This is a genomic window from Pseudonocardia abyssalis (genome assembly GCF_019263705.2).
GTDB lineage: Bacteria > Actinomycetota > Actinomycetes > Mycobacteriales > Pseudonocardiaceae > Pseudonocardia > Pseudonocardia abyssalis.
In genome coordinates this window covers 1,887,766-1,904,462 of the sequence record NZ_JADQDK010000001.1, presented here as the reverse complement: position 1 = coordinate 1,904,462, position 16,697 = coordinate 1,887,766, and the positions used below count along the sequence as shown (strand labels likewise).

The following is a 16,697-nucleotide window of genomic DNA, read 5'->3' as shown; positions in this document are numbered from 1 at the left end:
GCTGGTGGTGGTCCTGGACGGGGTCGCCCCGCGTCAGGACGCGGCGAGCGGGCCCACGTAGGTGCCGGGGCGGGTGGCCCCGTCCTGGCGCAGGACCGTGTCGCCGTTCCACGGCACGGTGAGCTGGGAGGTGTCGCCGGGCGGGGTGGTCACGAGCTCGGTGGGCACCCAGCCCGTCGAGCCCAGCGTGCCGACGGAGCCGTCGCTGTCGGTCAGGTAGGTGAGCGTGGCGGAGACGGAGCCCCCGGGCTCCAGCGTCGCGCCCGCACCGTCGGCCTCCTGGCGCAGCACCGAGTAGACGGGGCCGTTGGGGTCGTCGGGGCCCCGGAGGTCGACTCCGGGCACACCGCGCGCCTCGCACGGCCGGTCGGAGACGTTGCGGTAGACGATCGACACCGTGCGCTGGCCCTCGCCGGACGCCTCGCCCAGGCCCGCGCGGAGGTCGGCGGCGACGCAGCGGGCGACCTCGCCCGTGGGCGGGGTGGTGGTCGCGGCGGCGCTCGTCGTCGTGGGCGCGGGTTCCGTGGTGGGGGCCGGGGCCGCCGGCGCGCCGCCGCAGCCCGCCAGCGTCAGCAGCAGGGCGGGCAGGAGCAGGCTCCGTAGCATGATCACGGGGCCGAGGCTACCGCCAGATGCCGCAGTGGTGCTCCGCGGCGATGTCCCCGGCCGGGTGATCCGCGGGCGCACCCGCGGTGATCGTGCGGACGGTGCCGCCGCCGGTCCAGGCGGGCCAGCCGGGGTCACCGGAGCGGGCGAACCGGGCCCACGCCGTCACCAGTTCGGCGGCGGTGCCCCCTTGCGCCGCCGTCAGCGTGACGCCCGGGCGCAGGTCGAACAGATAGGGCACCTCGGCGCCGTGCGTGACACCGTCGGCCAGGTCGGGGGCGAGTGCGGCGAACGGGGACGGGGCCGTAATGTCGGCGAACTCGTAGGCGAAGACGGGGCCGCGGCCGGCGAGGGCGGCGTAGGTGTCGAGTGCGGGGCACGCGTACGCGCGGTCGGTGACGACGGCGGCCCAGACGCGCGACGGCGTGCGGTCACCGGGGGAGTAGGTGCGGCCGACGTCACGGGCCCGGTCGCCGCCCGCGCGGGCGAGCAGCGTGCGGAACGTCGACGGGTCGAGCGTCGGCAGGAACGCGTTCGTGAACAGGGTGCCCTCGTCACGGGTGGTGCCGGCGAGGATCGGGACGGGCGGCATCGTCGTGAGCACGTCGGACGGGCGTCGGGGGAGCAGGGGTGTTCCGGTGGCCGGGCTCCAGTAGCCGGGCGCACCGACCAGCTGCTCGACGGGCCGGGTGCGCAGGCACTCCAGCGGGCGTCGGCCGCCGCAGCCCAACGCCTCGGCGGTGTCCGTCCCCAGCTCCTCGGCGACGTCGAGGAGTTTCCAGGTGTCGCCCGCCGGGCCGGTGCCCGGCCCGATGACGTCGAGGAGGTTGGCGGTGCCGCACCCGCCGCTCTGCATCACCGCGCGCGCGAACAGCCCGGCGGCCGCGGGGGCGGCGAGCTGCGCGCACACCCCGTCGGCCCCGGCCGACTCCCCGGCCAGCGTCACCTGTGCGGGGTCGCCGCCGAACACGGCGGCGTTGCGGGCCACCCAGCCGAGCGCGGCCTGCTGGTCGGCCAGCCCGAACGTGCCCGACCCCGCCAGGCCGGGCAGGGCGAGGAACCCCAGCATCCCGAGCCGGTAGTTGACGGTGACGACGACGAGCCCGGCGCGGGCGAGGCGGCGCGGGTCGTAGTCGGCCCCCGCCCCCGCGGAGAACCCGCCGCCGTGCAGCCACACCAGCACCGGCAGCCGCGCGTCGGCCGGGGTGCCGGTGGGGACGGTGACGTCGAGGGTGAGGCAGTCCTCGTCGACGCTCGCCGCGGTGGCGTGCGGGACGTCCGGTGCGGCGGCGGTCTGCGGGCAGCGGGACCCGGGACCGGTGGCGTCGCGGACGCCGTCCCATGCCGCCGGCGGGGCCGGGGCGACCCAGCGCTGCGCCGGGGCGGCGTACGGGACGTCGCCGAAGCGCAGGACGTCGCCGTCGGTGCGGCCCCGCAGCTCGCCCTGCTCGACGCGGACGGTCTCGCCGACCGGCGGGCCCGCGCCGCACGCGGACACCACGAGCGCGCCGAGCAGCGCGCACGCGATCGCCCGCAGGTGCACGGCGGGTCAGCCGGCGATCGTGGCCGTCTCGATCACGACCGGCTCGACGGGGGCGCCGCCGCCCGGCGAGGGGTCGAGCGACCCGTCGTGCCCGGCGCGGGCGATCGTGTCGACGACCTCCAGTCCGGCGGGGTCGATCGAGCCGAACGCGGTGTACTGCGGCGGGAGCTCGCCGTCGCCGTAGACCATGAAGAACTGGCTGCCGCCGGTGTTCGGCTGGCCGGTGTTGGCCATCGCGAGGATGCCGCGCCCGTAGGTGAGGCCGTCGAAGAACTCGTCGGGGACGGTGTAGCCGGGGCCGCCCTGGCCGGTGCCGGTCGGGTCGCCGCACTGCAGCACCTGCAGGCCCGGGTCGGTGGTGAGGCGGTGGCACGGGGACCGGTCGAAGTACCCCTGCTGCGCGAGGCTCACGAAGCTGTCGACGGTGCAGGGCGCGAGGGCCTTGTCCAGCGTCAGCGGGATGGCCCCGGCGCCGGTCTGCAGCGTCACCGCGACGGTGCCGGTGCTGCTGACGTCGGTGCCGGCCGGCGGCTGCACGGGCTTGGCCGCCGCGCTGCCGTCGGGGGTGAACGTGCACGTCGTGGGGTTCGGCAGCGGCTCGGGGCGGACCGGGAGCGCGACGGCCTCGGTGGGGATCTCCGCCGGGGTGACGGCCGTCGACGCCGGGTCGGCGGCCGCAGGGGCGTCCTCGCCCCCGGACAGCGTCGTGAACAGCACGATCCCGACGACGACCACGACCACCACGGCCACCGAGGTGAACACGGCGACCTGCTTGCGGCGCTTGTCCTGCTGGACCCGCCGCTCCTGCTGACGCTCGAGCTTCCGCTTGGCCGCCTCGCGCCGCATCTGGTTGGTCGCCACCCGTGCACCTCCGTGTCCACCGATCGGCCGCCACGATATCCAGGAGCACCGGGCTCTACGCTGGTCGGGTGCTCGTTGCCGGATTTCCCGCAGGTTCGTTCCAGACCAACTGCTACGTCGTGGCGTCGGGTCCGGGGGAGGCGTGCGTCGTGGTCGATCCCGGCCAGGACGCCGTGGAGCCCCTCGACGCTCTGCTCGCCGAGCACCGCCTGACCCCGGTCGCCGTGCTGCTCACGCACGGGCACTTCGACCACACGTTCAGCGTCACCCCGGTCTGCGACGGCCACGACATCGCCGCGTGGATCCATCCCGAGGACCGCGAGATGCTCGCCGACCCGATGAAGGGGCTGTCGAGGGAGTCCGCGGCGTTCTTCGGCGGGCGGCTGGAGATGCGGGAGCCGAAGTCGGTGGAGGAGATGACCGACGGGTCCTCGCTCGACCTCGCCGGGCTCACGCTGCGCGTCGACCACACCCCGGGCCACACCCGCGGGTCGGTGATCTTCACGCCGACCTCGGCCGCCGACGAGGGGCAGGGCGCCGAGGTGATCATCGCGGGCGACACGCTGTTCGCCGGGTCGATCGGGCGCACCGACCTCCCGGGTGGTGACCACGGCCAGATGCTCGCGAGCCTGCGCGACAAGCTCCTCACCCGTTCCGACGACGCGCTGGTCCTGCCCGGGCACGGGGCGACCACGACGATCGGGCGGGAGCGGGCGTCGAACCCGTTCCTGCAGGGGCTGCCGGTCCCGGGGCGCGGGCTGTGAGCACCTTCGCGGCGCCCAAGGGGATCCCCGAGTACACCCCGCCCGACTCCGCCGCGTTCGCCTGCGTCCGCGACACCCTCGTCGGGTCCGCGACCCGCGCGGGCTACGGGCTGCTGGAGCTGCCGGTCTTCGAGGACACCGGGCTCTACGCGCGGGGCGTCGGGGAGTCGACCGACGTCGTCAGCAAGGAGATGTACACCTTCGCCGACCGCGGCGACCGCTCGGTGACGCTGCGCCCGGAGGGCACGGCGGGCGTCGTCCGCTCGGTGATCGAGCACGGGCTCGACCGCGTCGGGCTCCCGGTCAAGGTCTATTACGCGGGCCCGTTCTTCCGGTACGAGCGCCCGCAGGCCGGGCGCTACCGGCAGCTGCAGCAGGTGGGCGTCGAGGCGATCGGCGTCGACGACCCGGCCCTGGACGCCGAGGTCATCGCCGTCGCCGACGAGGGCTTCCGCTCGCTCGGCCTCACCGGCTACCGCCTGGAGATCACCTCGCTCGGCGACGCCGACTGCCGTCCCGCGTACCGCGGGCTCCTCCAGGAGTTCCTCGCCGGGCTGCCGCTCGACGACGCCACCCGCGCCCGGGCGGAGCTCAACCCGCTGCGCGTGCTCGACGACAAGCGGCCGGAGGTGCGCGCGCTGACGGCCGACGCCCCGCTGCTGGTCGACCACCTGTCCCCGGCGGCCGCCGAGCACCACGCGGCGGCGCTCGCCCACCTCGACGACCTCGGCGTGAAGTACGTCGAGAACCCGCGGATGGTGCGCGGGCTCGACTACTACACGAAGACCACCTTCGAGTTCGTCCACGACGGGCTCGGCGCGCAGTCCGGCATCGGCGGCGGCGGGCGCTACGACGGGCTCATGGAGACGCTCGGCGGGCAGCCGCTGTCCGGCGTCGGCTTCGGGATCGGCGTCGACCGCACGCTGCTCGCCTGCCGGGCCGAGGGCGTCACACCCTGGTCGGACGCGCGGGTCGAGGTCTTCGGGGTGCCGCTGGGCGACGCGGCGAAGCGCCGGCTCGTCGTGCTCGCCGGGGCGTTGCGCCGCTCGGGCGTACGCGTCGACCTGGCCTACGGCGGGCGCGGGCTCAAGGGCGCGATGAAGTCGGCCGACCGCTCCGGCGCCCGCTACGCCCTCGTGCTCGGCGACCGCGACCTCGATGCCGGCACCGTCGGGGTGAAGGACCTGGTGTCGGGGGAGCAGCGGTCCGTCGCCCTCGACTCGGTCGTCGACGAGCTGGTGACGCTGCTCGATGCCTGAGCCCGACGCGGTACCCGGAGCCGATGCGTCCCGCTGGGACGCCCGCCACGCCGTCGCGGGGCCGGTGGTCCCGATGCCGCCCGACGCCGTACGCGGCCGCGAGCACCTGCTGCCCGCCGGTGGTCGCGCGCTCGACGTCGCGTGCGGGCGCGGCGGGGTCGCGGCGTGGCTGGCGGGACGCGGGTTCGCCGTCGACGCGGTGGACGTCTCGCCGGTCGGGTTGGCGGCCGGGGCGGCGCTCGCGCCCGGCGTCACCTGGATCGCGCACGACCTCACCACGGGGCTGCCGGTGGCCGGGCCCTACGACCTGGTGGTCTGCCAGCGCTACCGCGAGCCGTCGCTCTACCCGGCGCTCGCCGCGGCACTGGCCCCCGGGGGTCTGCTGGTGATCACCGTGCTGTCGGAGGTGGGTGACTCCGGCGGACAGTTCCGCGCGGCCCCGGGCGAGCTCGTCGCGGCGTTCGCCGACCTGGTGCCCCTCGCGATCGCGGAGGGTGGCGGCGAGGCGACGCTGGTGGCGCGGCGCCGCGAGTGACGTCGGATCCGCAGGTCGTCGGATCCGCAGGTCGTCAGATCCGCAGCGCCTCGGGGGTCTCGCGGCGCGCCACCACCGCGGCCAGTGCCGTGGTGATCGGGACCGACGCCACCAGACCGATGCTGCCCACCAGCGTCCGCACGATCTCCGTGGCCACCGCCTGCGAGGTGGCGACGTCACCCAGGGACTGCCCGGACAGGGAGAACAACAGCAGCAACGGCAGGGACGCGCCCGCGTAGGCGAGCACGAGGGTGTTGACGGCCGAGGCGACGTGGTCGCGCCCGATCCGCATGGCCGCGGTGAACAGCCCGGCGGTGCTCATGTCGGGGTCGGCGCGGCGCAGCTCCCAGACGGCGCTGGTCTGGGTGACCGTGACGTCGTCGAGCACGCCGAGCGCCCCGATGACGACGCCGGCCAGCAGCAGGCCGCGCGCGTCGACGCCGGTGCCGAGCGACGCGATCAGGGTGGTGGTCTGGTCGTCGAGCCCGGTGAGCCGGGCGACCGCGGAGAACAGTGAGCCGAGCACGCCGATCAGGGCCAGTGAGGCGAGTGTGCCGAGCACGGCCGTCGAGGTCCGGGCGGACGGGCCGTGCGTCAGGTATAGGACCGCGAACATGATCAGGCAGGACCCGACGACGGCGACGGCGAGGGGGTTGGCGCCGGCCAGGATCGCGGGCAGCACGAACCCCAGCAGCACCACGAAGCTCAGCACCAGCGCCCCGAGGGCCGCGAGGCCGCGCCACCGGCCCAACAGCACGACCGCGGCGGCGAACAGCACGGTGAGCCACACCAGCGCGCCGCTGCGCTGGAAGTCGACGACCTGGTAGGAGCCCGGATCGGTGGCGTCCCCACCGGAGTAGCCGAGGACGATGTCGTCGCCGACGCCGAACGTCGGGGTGCCGGGCTCGACCGGCACGACCTGTACGAGATCGCGGCCGGGCAGCGGCCCGTCGGTCATCCGGACGACGAGCGCGACGCACCCGCCCTCGCCCGAGCCGGGGGAGCAGTCGGTGGCCCGGGCCGCGGTGATCTCGCCCTGCACCGGCTGCTGGGCGGTGGCGGGCGGGGCGATCGCCGGGCCACCCGGCCACAGCAGCGCCACCCCGACCAGCGTGGCCAGCGCGCACGGCACGAGAAGGGCGGCGATGAGGATCCGCACCCGGCGACCGGCCGGTGCGGCGGGCCCCCCGTGGGAGTGGCCGTGGCCGACGGCGGCGGGGGCCGAGCGGGCGCGCTGCCGCGTCGCCCGTCCTGCCGGGGTCGCCCTACCGTCCGGGGCCGCGGGCTCGTGGTCGTCCGCGGTGTCCTGGTCGGTCCGCCCGGCCGTCCGCCCGTCGGGTCGCCCGGTCGCCCGGCCGGTGAGGTCGCGCGAGGGGTCGGCATCCCGATGCTCGACCGGGTGCGCCGGCTCCTCCCGCTTCGGCTCCTCCCGCTTCGGCTCCTCGCGGCCGCCTGTCGGCCGTCGCGGGGTGGGTCGGCCGAGGACCGGCAGCTCGTCGGTCACGGCGTCCCCGCCGGTGTCCGCTGCCCGGCGGCGCTCGCCGGGCGTCGGGGGGTCGGCGGCTCTCACCCCGTCATCCTCCCTAGACGACGAGCGACAGCAGCAGCACCCCCGCGAGCCCGACGACCGAGATCACCGTCTCCATCAGCGACCAGCTCTTGAGCGTCTGCCCCACCGTGAGCCCGAAGTACTCCTTGACCAGCCAGAACCCGGCATCGTTGACGTGGGAGAAGAACAGCGAACCGGCCCCGATCGCGAGCGCGAGCAGCGCGACGACCGGGGCGTCGAGGCCCGCCGCGAGCGGCGCGACGATGCCGGCCGCGGTGATCGTCGCGACCGTCGCCGACCCCGTGGCCACCCGGATCCCGACGGCGACGAGCCAGCCGAGGATCAACGGGGAGAGCGCGACGCCCTCGGCGTAGCTGCCGACGAGGTCGCCGACGCCCGCGTCGATGAGGGTCTGCTTGAACCCGCCGCCCGCGCCGACGATGAGCAGGATGCCCGCGATCGCCGGCAGCGCGCCGCCGACGGACGCCGAGATCGCGCGGCGGTCGAGCCCGGCGGGGGCGCCGAGCACGACCATCGCCAGCAGGACGCCCGCGAGCAGTGCGACCACCGGCTCGCCCGCGACCTCCAGCGCCCCGCGCACGGAGTCCCCCTCGGGCAGGAGGACCTCGGCGACGGCACGGATCAGCATCAGGGCGACGGGCGTGAGCACGACGGCGATCGCCGATCCGACGCCGACCTTGCGCCCGGTGCCGGTGGGCGTGGCGGTGCCGGTGGGCGTGGCGGTGCCGGCGGGCGTGGCAGGGTCGGTGGCGGCGCCCGGCTTGTCGGCCGGCCGGTCGTCACCCGTCGACGACGCGGCCGCCGTCGGGACGGTGGCGGCGGGCAGGGGTACCCACCGCACGACGAACCTCGCCAGCAGCGGCCCGGAGACGATCACCGTCGGGACCGCGACCAGCAGCCCGAACGCCAGCGTCAGGCCGAGGTCGGCACCGAGGGCGTCGATGGCGACCAGCGGACCGGGGTGTGGGGGCACCAGGCCGTGCAGCACCGACAGTCCGGCGAGCGCGGGGATGCCGACCGCGAGCACCGGCACCCCGACGCGTGCCGCGACGAGCAGCACGACCGGCACCAGCAGCACGACCCCGACCTCGAAGAACAGCGGCAGGCCGATCAGTGCGGCGACCCCGGCCATCGCCCACGGCAGCCCGCGCGGGCCGAACCGCGAGGTGACCGACTCGACCACCCGGTCGGCCCCGCCGGAGTCGGCGAGCAGCCCCCCGATCATGGCGCCGAGCGCGATGAGCACGCCGACGCCCCCGACGGTGGACCCGACGCCGTCGGTGAAGCTGTCGATCGTGCCGGACGGCCCGAGCCCGCCGGTCACGCCGAGCACGGCCGACCCGAGCAGCAGCGCGAGGAACGGGTGGACGTGCAACCACGAGATCAGCACGACGATGACCGCGATGCCGAGCAGCGCGGCGGTGACGAGCTGCCCGGCGCCGGCCGTCGGTGCGGCGGCGTCCTGGGCGAGCAGGGAGATCACGACGCGGCCCCTTCGGTCGAGTGCCCGAGCAGGGCGAGCGCCCGATCGGCGACCGTGCCCGGGTCGCCCGTCGTGTCGACCTCGACGCCCGGTTCGTCGTCCTCCAGGGGCTCCAGCGCGGCGAGCTGGCTGGCCAGCAGGGACGGCGGCATGTAGTGCCCCTTCCGGGCGGTGATCCGCTGCTCGACCAGCTCGGGCGGGGCGAGCAGGTGCACGAACCGCACCGACGGGTGACCGTCGCGCAACAGGTCGCGGTAGCGCCGCTTGAGCGCCGAGCAGGTGATGACGGCGCCGAGCCCGGCCTCCTCCTGTGCACCGATCCGGTCGGCGATGCGGTGCAGCCACGGCCACCGGTCGTCGTCGTCGAGGGGATGGCCGGCCGCCATCTTCCGCCGGTTGGCCTCGGGATGCAGGTCGTCGCCCTCGGCGAAGGCCCACCCGGTGCGCGCCACGAGCTCCTGCGCCACGGACGTCTTGCCGACGCCGGAGACGCCCATCACCACCAGGGTCTGTCGGTCCATGGGGGCAGAGTGCCCCACGGCACCGACAACCGCTGGAGGAGAACCCGCTTGCCGCGAGTTCGAACGTGTGTTCGAATGACGCCATGCGGTGGAGCGGGCAGCAGGTCCTGGACGAGGGCGTCGGTGCGGAGGCGGCTCTGCCGGGCCTGCGCGGCCTGTTGCGCTCGGTGCGCACGCCGGAGTTCGCCGGCGCGGTGTTCCACGAGGTGGAGGCGCGCTCCGCGCTCAACCGCGTGCCCGGCACATCGCCGGTTCCGTTCCGCTGGACGGTCAACCCGTACCGCGGCTGCTCCCACGCCTGCGTCTACTGCCTCGCCGGGCCCACCCGGGTGCTCATGGCCGACGGCTCCACGCGCCCGATCGCCGACCTGCGTGTCGGCGACGCCGTGGTCGGCACGGAGCAGGTGGACGGATGCCGGCGCTACGTCCGCACGACCGTCCGGGCGCACTGGTCCACGGTCAAGCCATCGGTGCGCCTGCGCCTGTCCGGCGGCACCGAGATCGTCGCGAGCGGGGAGCACCGCTTCCTCACCGACTCCGGCTGGCGCCACGTCACCGGCGGCTGGTGCCGGTCCGGGCGCCGCCCGCGTCTCCGCGCCGGGAGCGCGCTGCTCGGCCCCGGCCCGTTCGCCGGGCGCACCGCGGCACCGACGCCCGGTTACCGGCGGGGCTACCTGTCCGGGCTGGTCCGCGCCGACGGTCCCACCCCGGCCGAGCCCGACCGCTGCTTCCCCTCGGCCCACCTGGAGCTGGAGGCCCTCGGTCGGGCGCACCACTACCTCGCGGAGATCGGCCGGGAGGTCCCGGTGCCGGTCGCCGTCGGGGGAGCGGTCGACGGCCGCATCGCGCCGCCGGTGCCCCGCCCCGCCCGGCCGGGCGCCGGGATCGCACCGGTCGCCGAGGTCGTCCGCTGGCCGGAGAGCCCGGGCGACGACTGGTGCGCCGGCTTCCTGGCCGGGGTCGTCGACGCCCGGGGTGCCGTCGCACACGGCGAGCTGCGGGTGCGGCACGCCGACGAGGAGGTGGTCGGGCGGGTCGCCGGGGCGCTGCACCGGATGGGGTTCGGCTTCGTGATGGAGACCCCCGACCGCGGCGAACGGATCGTCCGGCTCACCGGCGGCACGGCGGCCTACGTGCGGTTCCTGCAGCTCACCGGGCCCGCCGTGGGACGGCGCCGGGACCTGTCCGGCGCGCCGGTCGGGGTGGCCGCGGAGGTCGTCGCGGTGGAGCCCACCGGCCGCACCGTGGCCATGTACGACATCACCACCGGCACGGGCGACTTCGTGGCCGAGGGCGTCGTCAGCCACAACTGCTTCGCCCGCGGCACCCACACCTACCTCGATCTCGACCCGGGAGCCGATTTCGACTCCCAGATCGTCGTCAAGGTCAACGTCGCCCGGGTGCTCGACCGTGAGCTGCGCCGCCCGAGCTGGGCCCGTGAACCGGTCGCGATGGGCACCAACACCGACCCCTACCAGCGCGCAGAAGGGCGCTACCGGCTGATGCCGGGCGTGATCGACGCGCTGGCGCGGTCGGGCACCCCGTTCTCGTTGCTGACGAAGGGCACGGTGCTCACCCGCGACCTGCCCCGGCTGGCGGCCGCTGCCCGCGACGTCCCGGTCGGGCTCGGCGTCTCGATCGCCCTGCTCGACCGCGGTCTGCAGACCCGGCTCGAACCCGGCACGCCGTCGCCCGGGGCCCGTCTCGACCTGGTCCGCCGCATCGCCGACGCCGGGATGGGCTGCGGGGTCATGGTCGCACCGGTGCTGCCGCTGCTCACCGACTCCGACGACGCCCTCGACGCCCTGTTCGGCCGCATCGCCGCGGCCGGCGCCACCGGGGTGAGCGTCATGGCCCTGCACCTGCGTCCGGGCACCCGTGACTGGTTCCTGGCCTGGCTGGCGCGGGAGTACCCGCGACTCGTCGAGCCCTACGCCCGGCTCTACCGCCGCGGCGCCTACGTCGACGCGGAGTACCGGCGGGCGCTGGGCGCCCGCGTCGTGCCGCTGCTGCGCCGCCACGGTCTCGCGGCGTCGCAGGGGGTGGTGCGGGGTGCGCCCGGTCCGGTCGAGTCGGAGCGGGCCGCCGTGCACGCCGCGGAGGCTGAGCAGCTGACCCTGCTGTGACAGCCTGCCGTGGCGAGCCACCCGCACGACCGGCAGGTGGTGGCCGGGTCGGGATCCGGCTGCGCCCGCGCGACGGGCCGGGTCCGGGTCGTGACCGGGCGTAGGGAAACCTGCTGGCCGGGTGCCGGGGGGTGCCGGATAGCCTCGTCGCCGTGATGCGATCCCACCCCGCCGGTACGTTGCGTGCCGAGCACGCCGGACAGTCCGTGACCCTCGCCGGCTGGGTGGCGCGCCGCCGTGATCACGGCGGAGTGATCTTCGTCGACCTCCGCGACGCCTCCGGGTCGGCGCAGGTCGTGTTCCGTGAGGGCGAGATGGCCGAGCGGGCGCACCGGCTGCGCTCGGAGTTCTGTGTGCAGATCACCGGCGAGGTCGTCGCCCGTCCCGCGGGCAACGAGAACCCGGAGCTGCCCACGGGCGCCGTCGAGATCACCGTCACCGGGTTCACGGTGCTGTCGGAGTCGGCCCCGCTGCCGTTCCCGGTCGACGAGCACGGCGAGGTCGGCGAGGAGATCCGCCTCAAGCACCGCTACCTCGATCTGCGCCGCAGCGGCCCCGCAGCGGCCCTGCGCCTGCGCAGCGCGGTCAACAAGGCCGCCCGCGGCGTGCTCGACGAGCGCGACTTCGTCGAGATCGAGACCCCCACGCTCACCCGGTCGACGCCCGAGGGGGCCCGCGACTTCCTCGTGCCGGCCCGTCTGCGCCCGGGGAGCTGGTACGCCCTGCCGCAGAGCCCGCAGCTGTTCAAGCAGCTGCTCATGGTCGGCGGGATGGAGCGGTACTACCAGATCGCCCGCTGCTACCGCGACGAGGACTTCCGCGCCGACCGCCAGCCCGAGTTCACCCAGCTCGACATCGAGATGAGCTTCGTCGAGCAGGACGACGTGCTGGAACTCGCCGAGGCCATCCTCGCCGCGCTGTGGAGCCTGATCGGCTACGAGGTCCCGCTCCCGATCCCGCGGATGACCTACGAGGAGTCGATGCGCCGGTACGGGTCCGACAAGCCCGACCTGCGGTTCGGCATCGAGCTCACCGACATGACGGAGTACTTCTCCGAGACGCAGTTCCGCGTCTTCCAGAACCCCTACGTCGGTGCCGTCGTGATGACCGGCGGGGGATCGCAGGCCCGCCGCGCGCTCGACGCCTGGCAGGAGTGGGCCAAGCAGCGCGGCGCCCGCGGTCTCGCCTACGTGCTCATCGGTGAGGACGGCTCGGTCGACGAGCGCGGCCCGGTCGTCAAGAACCTGTCCGAGGCCGAACGCGAGGGGCTCGCGAAGGCCGTCGGCGCTCAGCCGGGCGACTGCATCTTCTTCGCCGCCGGCACCCCGAAGGACGCCCGCGCGCTGCTCGGCGCGGCCCGCGGGGAGATCGCGCGCCGCACCGGCCAGATCGACGAGTCGGCGTGGTCGTTCGTCTGGATCGTCGACGCCCCGATGTTCGAGTCCACCGCCGAGACCGACGACGTCGCCGTCGGCAGCGGTCAGTGGACCGCGCTGCACCACGCGTTCACCTCGCCGAACGCCGACTGGATCGACACGTTCGAGTCCGACCCGGGCAACGCGCTCGCCTACGCCTACGACATCGTCTGCAACGGCAACGAGATCGGCGGCGGGTCGATCCGAATCCACCGTGCCGACGTCCAGAAGCGCGTCTTCGAGATCATGGGCCTCGGCGCGGAGGAGGCGCAGGAGAAGTTCGGCTTCCTGCTCGACGCGTTCGCGTTCGGCCCGCCCCCGCACGGCGGCATCGCGTTCGGCTGGGACCGGATCACGGCGCTGCTCGCGGGCGTCGACTCGATCCGCGAGGTCATCGCGTTCCCGAAGACCGGTGGCGGCTACGACCCGCTCACCGCGGCGCCCGCCCCGATCACCCCCGAGCAGCGCAAGGAGGCAGGGGTGGACGCCAGGCCCGCGGCCAAGGCCGCCCCGGCCGCGCCCGCCGAACCGAGCTGACCCGCGGTGCAGCACCTGCGGGTCATCTCCCCGGTGGAGACGACGGCCGCCGTCCGGGACCTGCTGCTCGCCGAGCCCGGCGCCACGCACCTCACGGTGCTGACGGGAGCGGCGGTCCAGCCGGCCGGTGACGTCGTCGAGGCCGACGTCACCCGCGAGGCCGTCGACGCCGTGCTCGACGGCCTGTGCGCGCTCGGTGTCGACCGCGTCGGTGGCGTCACGCTGGAGACGATCGACACCACACTGTCCGACGCGGCCGACACCGCCGAGGAGGTGGTGCCCGGCGACCCGCAGGACGCCGTCATCTGGGACGAGGTGGTGGCCCGCACCGGCGAGGACTCGCGGCTGTCGGTGAGCTTCCAGGCGTTCCTCACCGTCGCCTGCCTGCTCGCCGCGATCGGCGCGATCACCAACTCGCCGGTCACGGTCGTCGGCGCGATGGTGCTCGGCCCGGAGTTCGGGCCGCTGGCCGCCGTGGCGGTCGGGATCGTGCTGCGCCGCCGTGATCTCGTGCGCCGGGGCGCACTGGCGCTGGCCGTCGGCTTCCCGCTCGCGATGGCCGTCACCGCCGTCGCCACCGTCCTGTTCGACTACGTCGGGCTGCTCGACGCCACCACCCTCGACGCGCTGGACCAGGTCGACTTCATCTACCAGGTCGGCTGGTTCTCCCTCATCGTCGCGCTGCTGGCCGGGGCGGCCGGCATGCTCGCCCTGACCTCGGCGAAGTCGGCGTCGCTGGTCGGGGTGTTCATCTCGGTCACGACCGTGCCCGCGGCGGCGTTCGCGAGCGTCGCGCTGGTGGAGGGCCGGTTCGCCGAAGCCGCGGGCTCGGCCCTGCAGCTGGTCGTCAACATCGTCGGGATCGTGCTGGCCGCCATCGCGGTGCTCCTGGCCTCGCGCACGTCCGCGGCACGGCGGCGCGGGACGCGGCGGCTGTCCACCGGCTGACGCCTTCGGCCGCCCGGCGGGCGAGCGGGTAGGGTCCCGGGCGATGGTAAGCGACCTGGGCAGTTTCCCCAGGCCGGTGCTCGTCGCGCTGGCTGCCGCCGAACGCCTGCTCACCCGCAGGGCGGGTGCTTCCGTCGTTCTCGCCGACCCGGAGGATCTGGGCGGCAGCGACCGCTCGGTCGTCGCCCGCGCCCGGGTCGCGCGCAACCCGTTCTCGTTGCCGCGCACGCTCGTCGTCAAGCACTACCTGGCCGACCCGGAACCGGGGATGCCCGACCCGTTCCACCACGAGGTCGCGAGCTGCCAGCTGTTCACCGCGCTGCCCAGCGAGGCCCGCGCGAGCCCGGTGCTGATCGCCCACGACCCCGTCGCGCGGCTGCTCGTCCTGGAGGACCTCGGCCGCGGCTCCACCCTCGCCGACGCCCTGTTCGGTCCCGATCCCGCCGCCGCGCAGCGCTGCCTGCTGGGCTGGGCGCGCGGGCTGGGCCGGATGCAGGCGGCCACGGCCGGGCGTGAGAACGACTTCGGCGCGCTGCTGCGTCGGATGGGGGAGCGGACGTCACGCGACCCCGTGATCGACGACGCGCGCGCGGCCCTCGCCGGGGTCTCCGCGATGCTGACCGACGAGCTCGGCATCGCGGTGCCCGCCGCGGCGCACCGCGAGGCGCAGGACACCGCGCGGCTGCTCGGCGGCACCCGCTACCGCGCGTTCAGCGCATCGGACACCTGCCCGGACAACAACCTCGTCACCAGCCGCGGTGTGCGGTTCGTCGACTTCGAGGGCGGGTGCTTCCGTGACGTCGCCCTGGACGCCGCGTACTTCCGCGTGCCGTTCCCGGCGTGCGAGGCGAGCTTCGCGCTGCCGTCCGGCACGGCCGCGGTGATGCTGGAGGCCTGGCACAACGAGATCGCCGACATCTGGCCCGACCTCGACGACCCCGAGTTGCTCGAGCACCGGCTGCTCGACGCGCAGCTGCTGTGGGTGTGGTTGTGCACGTGGTGGCTGCTGCCGCGGATCCGCAGCCGCGACGTGCCACTGGGCGCCGACCCGACCCGCACCCCGCGGGTCAGCACCGTCCTCGCGCACTACTGGCGGGAGATGGCGGTGTCCGCTGCCGCAGCCGGACGGCCCGCCAGTGCCGGGCTGGGTGTCGCCGTCGCCGACGTGCTGCGCGACCGGCACACCGACGCCCCGTCGACGCTGCCGGTGTACCCGGCGTTCCGCTCGGTGGCCTAGCGGGGTGCGCGGCGGCCGGGAGGGCCCGCCGCCGCGCACCGTCCGTCCGGTCAGCCGGCGGCCTGCCGTGCGTGCTCGACCTGCTCCACCCGGTCCTCGGCGGCCAGGCGGGTCAGCTCGGCCCCCGCGTCGGCGTCGCGGGTGAGGTTGTCACCGGTCTCCGGGTCGAAGACGTGCACCTTGCGGCTGTCGAGCCAGAACTCCGCGTCGCGCCCCTCGCGGATGCGGCTGGTCGCGTCGATCGACACGATCGCCTGGGTCCGCAGCTGGTCGGAGTCGAGCTCGCGCGAGAGCTCCTTGAGCTGCAGCGTGACGTCCTCGGGCGCGTCGTAGGGGATGTAGGCGTACTGCGAGTCGCCGAGCCACTCCGTGACGTCGACGCGCGCGGTGAACACCGACCCCAGCGGGCGCTTCGCCTCGTCGACCAGCGAGGCGTCCTCGAAGTACTCCGGGCGGATGCCGACGAGCACCAGCTCCTTGCCCTCGACGGCCTTCGCGCGCCGCTCGTCGAGCTGGATCGGCCCGAACGGGGTGTCCAGGCTGCTGCCCGAGACCGTCGCGGGCAGGAAGTTCATCGGGGGGGACCCGATGAACCCGGCCACGAACAGGTTGACGGGCTGTTCGTAGAGCTCCCGCGGCGAGGCGACCTGCTGGATGAGGCCCTTGCGCAGCACGCAGACGCGGTCGCCCAGCGTCATGGCCTCGGTCTGGTCGTGGGTGACGTAGACCGTGGTGATGCCCAGGCGTCGCTGCAGGCGCGCGATCTCCGTGCGCATCTGCCCGCGGAGCTTGGCGTCGAGGTTCGACAGCGGCTCGTCGAACAGGAACGCGTCGGCGGAGCGGACGATCGCCCGCCCCATCGCGACGCGCTGGCGCTGCCCACCGGAGAGGTTCGCCGGCTTGCGCTCCAGGTGCTCGTGGAGCTCCAGGACGTCGGCCGCCTCGGTGACGCGCCTGCGGACCTCGTCGTCGGGGACGTTCTGCAGGCGCAGCGGGAACGCGATGTTCTCGTAGACCGACAGGTGCGGGTAGAGGGCGTAGTTCTGGAACACCATCGACAGGTTGCGGTCGCGCGGCGCCTTGTCGTTGACGCGCGTACCGCCGATGATCATGTCGCCGGTGGTGATGTCCTCCAGGCCGACGATCATCCGCAGCAGCGTGGACTTCCCGCAGCCGGACGGGCCGACCAGGATCATGAACTCGCCGTCGGCGATGTCCAGGCTGACGTCGTTGACGGCGGGGAAGCCGTCGCCGTACTTCTTGACGATGTTGCGCATCTCGATCGAAGCCAT

Annotated in this window: 14 protein-coding genes; 7 read left to right on the top strand and 7 right to left on the bottom strand. The window is 74.8% G+C overall.

What is annotated here, in order from left to right:
* Positions 1–33 precede the first annotated feature (33 nt).
* The 3 genes from I4I81_RS09120 to I4I81_RS09110 are packed head-to-tail and all read right to left on the bottom strand — an operon-like array spanning position 34 to position 3,010.
* Positions 34–606, bottom strand: coding sequence for a DUF4232 domain-containing protein (locus I4I81_RS09120; RefSeq protein WP_218616548.1), 573 nt, complete (start codon positions 604–606; stop codon positions 34–36).
* Positions 607–622: 16 nt separating this feature from the next.
* Entirely contained in the window at positions 623–2,149 is a 1,527-nt protein-coding gene (locus I4I81_RS09115) for a carboxylesterase/lipase family protein (protein ID WP_218615956.1), read from the bottom strand.
* Between the two features lie 6 nt (positions 2,150–2,155).
* A complete protein-coding gene (locus I4I81_RS09110; RefSeq protein WP_218602486.1) occupies positions 2,156–3,010 on the bottom strand; it encodes a peptidylprolyl isomerase in 855 nt (284 codons plus the stop codon).
* A gap of 68 nt (positions 3,011–3,078) precedes the next feature.
* On the opposite strand from I4I81_RS09110, the gene I4I81_RS09105 reads away from it, so the two are divergent.
* From I4I81_RS09105 to I4I81_RS09095, 3 genes are read left to right on the top strand one after another with little or no spacing between them, the layout of a single operon-like run.
* The gene (locus I4I81_RS09105; RefSeq protein WP_218602487.1) at positions 3,079–3,774 is read left to right on the top strand and encodes an MBL fold metallo-hydrolase; all 696 of its coding nucleotides are present in this window, start codon (positions 3,079–3,081) and stop codon (positions 3,772–3,774) included.
* The gene (gene hisS / locus I4I81_RS09100; protein ID WP_218602488.1) at positions 3,771–5,033 is read left to right on the top strand and encodes a histidine--tRNA ligase; all 1,263 of its coding nucleotides are present in this window, start codon (positions 3,771–3,773) and stop codon (positions 5,031–5,033) included. The genes I4I81_RS09105 and hisS overlap by 4 nt, the downstream gene beginning before the upstream one ends.
* Complete coding sequence (locus I4I81_RS09095) at positions 5,026–5,568, top strand: class I SAM-dependent methyltransferase (protein WP_218602489.1); 543 nt, start codon at positions 5,026–5,028, stop codon at positions 5,566–5,568. The genes hisS and I4I81_RS09095 overlap by 8 nt, the downstream gene beginning before the upstream one ends.
* Before the next feature lie 34 nt (positions 5,569–5,602).
* Here I4I81_RS09095 and I4I81_RS09090 read toward each other — a convergent pair whose 3' ends face one another.
* From I4I81_RS09090 to I4I81_RS09080, 3 genes are read right to left on the bottom strand one after another with little or no spacing between them, the layout of a single operon-like run.
* The gene (locus tag I4I81_RS09090) at positions 5,603–7,138 is read right to left on the bottom strand and encodes a YibE/F family protein (protein ID WP_226363844.1); all 1,536 of its coding nucleotides are present in this window, start codon (positions 7,136–7,138) and stop codon (positions 5,603–5,605) included.
* A gap of 13 nt (positions 7,139–7,151) precedes the next feature.
* Positions 7,152–8,612, bottom strand: coding sequence for a GntT/GntP/DsdX family permease (locus tag I4I81_RS09085; RefSeq protein WP_218602498.1), 1,461 nt, complete (start codon positions 8,610–8,612; stop codon positions 7,152–7,154).
* A 5-nt stretch (positions 8,613–8,617) separates the two neighbouring features.
* Positions 8,618–9,142 (bottom strand): gluconokinase, encoded by a 525-nt coding sequence (locus I4I81_RS09080; RefSeq protein WP_218602490.1) that lies wholly within the window; start codon positions 9,140–9,142, stop codon positions 8,618–8,620.
* A gap of 83 nt (positions 9,143–9,225) precedes the next feature.
* Between I4I81_RS09080 and I4I81_RS09075 the strand changes: the two genes are divergently transcribed.
* From I4I81_RS09075 to I4I81_RS09060, 4 genes are all read left to right on the top strand, one after another.
* Entirely contained in the window at positions 9,226–11,268 is a 2,043-nt protein-coding gene (locus tag I4I81_RS09075) for an intein-containing Rv2578c family radical SAM protein (RefSeq protein WP_218602491.1), read from the top strand.
* Positions 11,269–11,420: 152 nt separating this feature from the next.
* The gene (gene aspS, locus I4I81_RS09070; protein WP_218602492.1) at positions 11,421–13,220 is read left to right on the top strand and encodes an aspartate--tRNA ligase; all 1,800 of its coding nucleotides are present in this window, start codon (positions 11,421–11,423) and stop codon (positions 13,218–13,220) included.
* Between the two features lie 6 nt (positions 13,221–13,226).
* Positions 13,227–14,168, top strand: coding sequence for a DUF389 domain-containing protein (locus I4I81_RS09065; RefSeq protein WP_218602493.1), 942 nt, complete (start codon positions 13,227–13,229; stop codon positions 14,166–14,168).
* A 43-nt stretch (positions 14,169–14,211) separates the two neighbouring features.
* Positions 14,212–15,405 carry a hypothetical protein gene (locus I4I81_RS09060; RefSeq protein ID WP_218602494.1) on the top strand — a complete coding sequence of 398 codons (1,194 nt, stop codon included), beginning with the start codon at positions 14,212–14,214 and terminating at the stop codon, positions 15,403–15,405.
* Positions 15,406–15,455: 50 nt separating this feature from the next.
* On the opposite strand, the gene I4I81_RS09055 is transcribed toward I4I81_RS09060, so the two are convergent.
* A complete protein-coding gene (locus I4I81_RS09055) occupies positions 15,456–16,697 on the bottom strand; it encodes an ABC transporter ATP-binding protein (protein WP_218602495.1) in 1,242 nt (413 codons plus the stop codon).

What these genes read in the sequence shown, in the direction of transcription:
- I4I81_RS09120 (WP_218616548.1), bottom strand. Translation starts at nt 606, where the DNA reads ATGCTACGGAGCCTGCTCCTGCCCGCCCTGCTGCTGACGCTGGCGGGC.
- I4I81_RS09060 (WP_218602494.1), top strand. Translation starts at nt 14,212, where the DNA reads ATGGTAAGCGACCTGGGCAGTTTCCCCAGGCCGGTGCTCGTCGCGCTG.
- I4I81_RS09055 (WP_218602495.1), bottom strand. Translation starts at nt 16,697, where the DNA reads ATGGCTTCGATCGAGATGCGCAACATCGTCAAGAAGTACGGCGACGGC.
- I4I81_RS09095 (WP_218602489.1), top strand. Translation starts at nt 5,026, where the DNA reads ATGCCTGAGCCCGACGCGGTACCCGGAGCCGATGCGTCCCGCTGGGAC.
- I4I81_RS09075 (WP_218602491.1), top strand. Translation starts at nt 9,226, where the DNA reads ATGCGGTGGAGCGGGCAGCAGGTCCTGGACGAGGGCGTCGGTGCGGAG.
- I4I81_RS09080 (WP_218602490.1), bottom strand. Translation starts at nt 9,142, where the DNA reads ATGGACCGACAGACCCTGGTGGTGATGGGCGTCTCCGGCGTCGGCAAG.